The sequence below is a fragment of the Micromonospora maritima genome (assembly GCF_902825405.1).
In the GTDB taxonomy this organism is placed as follows: Bacteria; Actinomycetota; Actinomycetes; order Mycobacteriales; family Micromonosporaceae; genus Micromonospora; species Micromonospora maritima.
Map to the genome: position 1 here is coordinate 1 of NZ_CADEAU010000293.1, position 6841 is coordinate 6841.

Here is a 6841-nt window from a genome sequence, read left to right on the forward strand (position 1 = left end):
AGCACCGCGCGGTCGTGCTCGCCGCCGGCCGCGACGACCTGGCCGCCGCGCTGGACGCGCTCGCCGCCGGCCGTCCCGCGCCGCACACCGTCACCCGCGCCCCGGGTACGGGCGGCGACGTGGTCTTCGTCTTCCCCGGCCAGGGGTCGCAGTGGACCGGCATGGCCGCCGACCTGTTCGCCACCGCGCCGGTGTTCGCCGAGACGTTCACCGCCTGCGCGGAAGCGCTGCGCCCCCACCTCGACTGGTCGCCGGTCGACGTGATCCGGGGCGCGCCGGACGCGCCGTCGCTGGAGCGGGTGGACGTGGTGCAGCCGACGTTGTTCGCGGTCGGCGTGTCGCTGGCCGCGCTGTGGCGTTCCTACGGGGTGCATCCGTCGGCGGTGGTCGGTCACTCGCAGGGCGAGATCGCCGCGGCGTACGTGGCCGGCGGGTTGAGTCTGGACGACGCGGCCGCGGTGGTGGCGTTGCGCAGCCGGGTCATCGCGGAGCTGGCCGGTGACGGCGGCATGGTGTCGGTGGCGACCACCGCCGCCGAGGCCATCGAGACGATCGGCCGGTGGGACGGGCGGGTCGCGCTCGCCGCGGTCAACGGGCCGACCTCGGTGGTCGTCTCCGGCGACGCCGCCGCGCTGGACGAGCTGGTGGCGCACTACGAGGCCCGCGAGGTGCGGGTGCGGCGGGTGCCGGTGGACTACGCCTCCCACTCCGCGCACGTCGAACCGCTGCGCGAGCGGCTGCGCGACCTGCTCGCCGGCCTGCGCCCGCGCACCGGCGAGATCCGGTTCCGGTCCACCGTGACCGGCGAGTGGACGGACACCGCCGGCCTCGACGCCGACTACTGGTACCGCAACCTGCGGCAGACCGTCGGCTTCGACGCGGCGATCCGTGACCTGGCCGCCACCGGTCACCAGACCTTCGTCGAGGTCAGCGCCCACCCGGTGCTCACCATGGCGATGCAGGAGAGCGTCGAGGTGGCCGCCGCCGACCCGACCGCGGTCACCGTCACCGGCACGCTGCGCCGCGACGAGGGCGATCTCGCCCGGTTCCACCGGGCGCTCGCCGAGGCGTACGCCGGTGGTGTCGCCGTCGACTGGCGACCCGCCTTCGCCGGCCGGGCCGCCCACCGCCTCGACCTGCCCACGTACCCGTTCCAACGGCAGCTCTACTGGCCACGTCCGGCCGCCGCCCCGGCGGCCGCCGGCGCCGAGGAGCCCCGACCAGCCGGTCCGGCCTTCGTCCTGGACACCTCGGTCCTACTCTCCGACCCCGCGGCGTTCCACCGCTTCGCCGAGCACGAGGTGGTGCTGCCGCTGGTGGTCATCTCCGAGCTGGAGGGCAAGCGGCACCATCCGGAGCTGGGCTGGTTCGCCCGCCAGTCGCTGCGCATGCTGGACGAGCTGCGCGTGCGACACGGCCGGCTGGACCGGCCGGTGCCCGCCAACGACCAGGGTGGCACGCTCCGGGTCGAGCTGAACCACACCGACGACGGGGTGCTGCCGCCCGGCTTCCGCAACGAGTCGAACGACGCGCGGATCCTCTCCGTGGCGCTCAACCTCGCCGCCGAGGGGCGCGAGGTGACCCTGGTCAGCAAGGACATGCCGCTGCGGGTCAAGGCGGCCTCGGTCGGCCTGCACGCCGACGAGTACCGGCACGGCCAGGCCAGCGACCCGACCTGGACCGGGATGGCCGAGCTGGAACTCTCCGAGGAGGAGATCGGCCGGCTGTACGCGGGCGAGGCGCTCGACGTCGACGCCGCCGCCGGCCTGCCCTGCCACACCGGCCTGGTGATCCAGTCGGGGCGGGGGTCGGCGCTGGGCCGGGTGCTGCCGGACAAGACCGTCCGGCTGGTGCGCGGCGACCGGGAGGCGTTCGGCGTGCACGGGCGTTCGGCGGAGCAGCGGGTGGCGCTCGACCTGCTGCTGGACGAGTCGATCGGGATCGTGTCGCTGGGCGGCCGGGCCGGCACCGGCAAGTCGGCGCTGGCGCTCTGCGCGGGCCTGGAGGCGGTGATGGAGCGTCGCCGGCACAAGAAGGTGATCGTGTTCCGCCCGCTGTACGCGGTCGGTGGCCAGGAACTCGGCTACCTGCCCGGCTCGGAGTCGGAGAAGATGTCGCCCTGGGCCCAGGCCGTCTTCGACACGCTGGGCGCGGTGGTGCACGAGCACGTGTTGGAGGAGGTCACCTCGCGCGGGCTGCTGGAGGTGCTGCCGTTGACCCACATCCGCGGCCGGAGCCTGCACGACGCCTTCGTCATCGTGGACGAGGCGCAGTCCCTGGAGCGGGGTGTGCTGCTCACCGTGCTGTCCCGGATCGGCCAGGGCTCCCGGGTGGTGCTCACCCACGACGTGGCGCAACGGGACAACCTCCGGGTCGGTCGGCACGACGGGGTGACCGCGGTGATCGAGGCACTGAAGGGGCATCCCCTCTTCGCGCACGTGACCCTCAGCCGATCGGAGCGTTCTCCGATCGCCGCGATGGTCACCGATCTGTTGGAGGACATCCCGGGCTGACCGGTTGGCTCGCCCCTCTTTGCCCGCATTTTCAGTGTGGCGCAAATCACATTTAGCGTCGGTGATTTCCCACCGGCCTCACCCTGCGCGATGGTGTTCATCGAGCGCCACCGACAACTCCGGTGCCGAACACGGCCCGGAGCCCCATACGCACCGGCAGTCTCGTCGAGCATTCTCCGCCACGACGGCGGGAGCCACGGGCGCCGGCGCGTCGGCCTCGACCGTCGGGTCGGGGCGCTCACGGCACCCGCACCCGGCGACACCCGGCCATGCGACGTGCCGTGTCCCTGCCCCCGACGAAGGGAAACTTCGTGAGTCGGCTGTGGAGCCGGTTCGGCGCCCGTACGGCCGCTGTCGCGCTGCTCTCCGTGGGCGTCGCCGGTGGTTTCTATCTGGGCGAGGATCGCCAGACCCAGCAGCAGGGCCTGACCGCGCAGGTCGGGCTCGAGGTCGACCGGACGGAGTACGCCTACCAGCGCGACCGGCAGGCCGAGCACCGTGTGGCGGCCTCCCGGCAGCGGGCCGCCGAGTACCAGGCCAAGCTGCGCGCCGCCGCGGCGGCGAAGGAAGCCGCCGAGCGGGCCAAGCAGGCCGAGGCGGCCGCCGCCAGCCGCAAGAAGGAGCGGGACGCGGCGAAGGCCGAGGCGGAGGCCAAGGCCAAGCCGTACGACGGGCCCATCCCGGCCTCGTGCGAGGAGTTCAGCGGCAACCGCAAGATCGGTTGCGCCATCATGCTCGACGAGGGCTTCGGCATCGACCAGTTCCCCTGTCTGGACAAGCTCTGGACCAAGGAGAGCGGCTGGAACCACAAGGCGTACAACGCGGGCTCCGGCGCGTACGGAATCCCGCAGGCCCTGCCGGGCAGCAAGATGGGCTCGGTGGCGGACGACTGGAAGACCAACCCGGCCACCCAGATCAAGTGGGGTCTCGGCTACATCGAGGGCCGGTACGACAACCCGTGCGGCGCGTGGCAGAAGTCGCAGAGTTCGGGCTGGTACTGACGGATCGACCGACGGCGGGGCGTGCGGGTGTCCGCGCGTCCCGCCGTCGTCGTTCCGCCGCTCGAGTGGCGGACGGCCGCGTTTGCTGATAGCTCTTGACAGGTGACCTGGCACGACGGCCCCCGCGGCGGCGACCCCCACCGGTTCGGCACCGACGCGTTCTACGCGGCGCTCGGCCGGGCCTTCGTCGCCATGTGCGCGGTGGTGCCGGTGCTCTTCCTCGTCGAGGCGCTCGACGTGGGCCTGCGCCTCGACCTCGACGTCACCGCGGGCATCATCCCGCATCGGATCCAGGGTCTGGACGGCGTCTTCTTCTCGCCGTTCCTGCACGCCGGCTGGAACCACCTCTACAGCAACAGCATCCCGCTGATCCTGCTCGGCACGTTCGTGCTGGCCGCCGGCACCCGCCGGTTCCTCTGGTCCACCATGGTGATCATCCTGGTCAGCGGCCTGGGCGTGTGGTTCACCGGCTCGCCCAACTCGGTGGTGGTCGGTGCCAGCGGCGTGATCTTCGGCTACCTCGGCATGCTGCTCACCCGCGGTGTGGTGGAGCGGAGCTGGTGGAACTTCGCAGTGGTGCTGCTGGTCGGCCTGCTCTACGGCTGGCAGCTGCTGGGCATCCTCCCCACCGACGAGCGGATCTCCTGGCAGGGGCACCTGTTCGGGCTGCTCGGCGGCGTGGTCGCGGCGATCCTGTTCCGCCGCCGCGTCGACACCGGCACGCCGGACCGGCTCGGGTCACCGCCGGTCACCCTGCCCTGACGACGCGTCGAACCGTCCGCGGGACGTCCTTGCCCGCGCCCGTCCGCCCGCCTACCGTCGGCATCAGCACGGGTTGATCCCTGGCGGAAAGTGACGGTACGCCATGCGCGAGGTCGATGTCGCCGTGATCGGGGCCGGCCCCGCCGGGCTCTTCGCCGCCTACTACGCCGGCTTCCGCGGGCTCTCCGTGGCCGTGATCGACGCGCTGCCCGAGCCGGGCGGCCAGGTCACCGCCATGTACCCGGAGAAGCTGATCCTCGACGTGGCCGGCTTCCCCGCCGTCAAGGGGCGCGAGCTGGTCGCGAACCTGGTCGCCCAGGCGGCGCCGTTCCACCCCGACTACCTGCTCGGCGTCCGCGCGGAGAAGCTCTCGTACCTGGACGGCCGGCCGGTCCTCGGGCTGGCCGGCGGTGAGCAGCTGCGCTGCGGGGCGGTGGTGGTCACCGGTGGTCTGGGCAGCTTCACGCCCCGGCCCCTGCCGGTCGCGGACAGCTTCACCGGCGGCGGGATCGTCTACTTCGTGCCGCAGCCGACCGAGCTGACGGACCGCCACGTGCTCATCGTGGGCGGTGGCGACTCGGCCTTCGACTGGGCGGCCACGCTCGCCCCGCTGGCCCGCTCGGTGACGCTCGTGCACCGGCGGGACCGCTTCCGCGCGCACGCCGCCACCGTCGAGCGGGTCCGCGCGCTGCCGGTGCGGGTCGTGGTCAACGCGGAGGTGAGCCGGCTCTACGGGGAGGACCACGTCACCGGTGCCGAGCTGACCGTGCGCGGTGGCGTGGCCGAGACCCTGCCGGTGGACACGGTGGTGGCCGCGCTCGGCTTCACCGCCGACCTGGGTCCGCTCGCCGAGTGGGGGCTGACGCTCGACCGGCGGCACATCGTGGTGGACAGCGCGATGGCCACCAACCTGCCCCGGGTCTTCGCGGCCGGCGACATCACCGAGTACCCGGGCAAGGTCCGGCTGATCGCCACCGGCTTCGGCGAGGCGGCCACCGCCGTGAACAACGCGGCCGTCGCCATCGATCCCACCGCGCACCTCTTCCCCGGCCACTCCTCCGACGGGACCTGACGCCGGATCCTCACCACCACGTGGCCGCGCCGAGACCATCGGTGACCACGATGGACGGATGACACCCCAGGACCGCAGCACGCCCGACGGCGCCCGGGTCGCGCTGGCCTGGCTGGGCCATCCGGCGACCGTGCTCGCCCTGATCGTGCTGGTGCTCAACGACCACGTGCTCAAGGCGGCCCGGCCCGGCCCGGTCACCGGCAAGCTGAGCGACGTCGCCGGCCTGGTGCTCGCGCCGCCACTCGTCGCCGTGCTGGTCACGCTCGTCGTACCGCGGCTCGGGGCCCGGGCCGCCGCCGGTCTCGCGCTGGGATCCGTCGGCGTCGGCTTCGCCGTGGTCAAGACCAGCGGGTACGCCGCGACGGCCGCCTCGCAGATGTGGAGCGCGGTGAGCGGGCCGTCCCTGGTCCGGGCGGACCGGACCGACCTGCTCGCCCTGCCGGCGCTCGCGCTGGCGGCCTGGGCGTGGCGTCGGGCTCGCCGCGACCCGGTGGGGCGCCGGGGCGCCCGGCTCGTCCGGGTGCTGGTGCTGCTGCCGACGGCGACGCTCGCGGTGGCGGCGACCAGCATGGTCGGGCACCACGACGCGGTCGACGCGGCAGTGGTCGACGGCCGGCTGGTCGCCGGCATCGGGAAGAGTCAGGGCACCAGGGCCGACCCGCCCTGGCAGTGGCGGATCAGCGACGACGCCGGTGCGACGTGGCGCGACCCCGCTCCCAGCGAGGAGGAGGCGCTGCGCGCCGGGTCGGCACGCACCGACCAGGTGGCCTGCCTGCCCGCCGCCCCGCAGCGGTGCTACCGGTGGCTGCCCGGGCGGATCCGGGTGGAGGAGAGCGACGACGCGGGCCGGACCTGGCGGCTGTCCTGGCAGGTCACCGAGGACCAGCGGGAGCTGCTGCGGGCGCGCTACCTGGAGGCCGGGCCGGCCGGCGAACGGATCGCCGGTCAGGACCTCGCCGTGCTCGACGTCTCCGGCGGGCGGCACGTGGTGCTTGTCGCGAACGGCCGGGACGGCTTCGCGCTGCGCGACCCGGACGGTGGCTGGCGCCGGATCGGGTTCGCCGACGACCGGGGGGAAGGGCCGCCGCCGTTGGGCGTGATCTCCCCCGGGGACCGGCACAACGACCCGCTCCGGGCGGCGCTGCTGGCCCTGGCGCTCGGCGCCCTGGTGCTCGTCGTCGCCGGTGCGCGGGCCGCCCGCAGGTCCGGCTACGGCGTCGTGCTGCCGCTCGTCCAGGTCGTGGTGCTGTTCCACGCCGCGATGTTGCTGGTCGCGGTCTGGAACGTCGACGACCTCATCGTGTTCCCGCTCGCCGCCGGTTGTGCCCTGCTGGTGTTCGGCGGCGCGCTGCTCGCGGTGATCCCGCCCGCCGCGCGGGCGGCGCCCGGCCGGTGGACCGCCGAGGTGCTGCTGGCGGCCACCCTCACCGTGGTGCTGGTGGCCCTGCCGCTGACCGGGTGGCTCTACGGCCGGCCGGTCCACGCCTCGACGG

The 6841-nt window shown here is 73.8% G+C and carries 5 protein-coding genes and 1 pseudogene; all 6 read left to right on the forward strand.

The genetic code is table 11. The annotated features are described in order from the left end of the window. Window positions 1-161: 161 nt before the first annotated feature. A pseudogene (locus tag HUW36_RS22120) lies at window positions 162-1028 on the forward strand (acyltransferase domain-containing protein); the annotation flags it as partial. A 213-nt stretch (window positions 1029-1241) separates the two neighbouring features. Next, window positions 1242-2513, forward strand: coding sequence for an RNA 5'-3' helicase PhoH2 (phoH2, locus tag HUW36_RS22125; RefSeq protein WP_174529932.1), 1272 nt, complete (start codon window positions 1242-1244; stop codon window positions 2511-2513). Window positions 2514-2824: 311 nt separating this feature from the next. After that, on the forward strand, window positions 2825-3514 hold the full coding sequence (locus tag HUW36_RS22130; RefSeq protein ID WP_174529928.1) for an aggregation-promoting factor C-terminal-like domain-containing protein: 690 nt from the start codon (window positions 2825-2827) through the stop codon (window positions 3512-3514). A 102-nt stretch (window positions 3515-3616) separates the two neighbouring features. Next, the gene (locus tag HUW36_RS22135; RefSeq protein WP_174529929.1) at window positions 3617-4276 is read left to right on the forward strand and encodes a rhomboid family intramembrane serine protease; all 660 of its coding nucleotides are present in this window, start codon (window positions 3617-3619) and stop codon (window positions 4274-4276) included. Between the two features lie 103 nt (window positions 4277-4379). Beyond that, the gene (locus tag HUW36_RS22140; protein WP_174529930.1) at window positions 4380-5348 is read left to right on the forward strand and encodes an NAD(P)/FAD-dependent oxidoreductase; all 969 of its coding nucleotides are present in this window, start codon (window positions 4380-4382) and stop codon (window positions 5346-5348) included. Between the two features lie 58 nt (window positions 5349-5406). Continuing rightward, window positions 5407-6841, forward strand: a 1435-nt coding sequence (locus tag HUW36_RS22145; RefSeq protein ID WP_174529931.1) for a hypothetical protein, incomplete at its 3' end; no start/stop codon positions are given.

Coding starts and splice junctions, on each gene's coding strand:
- HUW36_RS22140 (WP_174529930.1), top strand. CDS start 4,380: ATGCGCGAGGTCGATGTCGCCGTGATCGGGGCCGGCCCCGCCGGGCTC.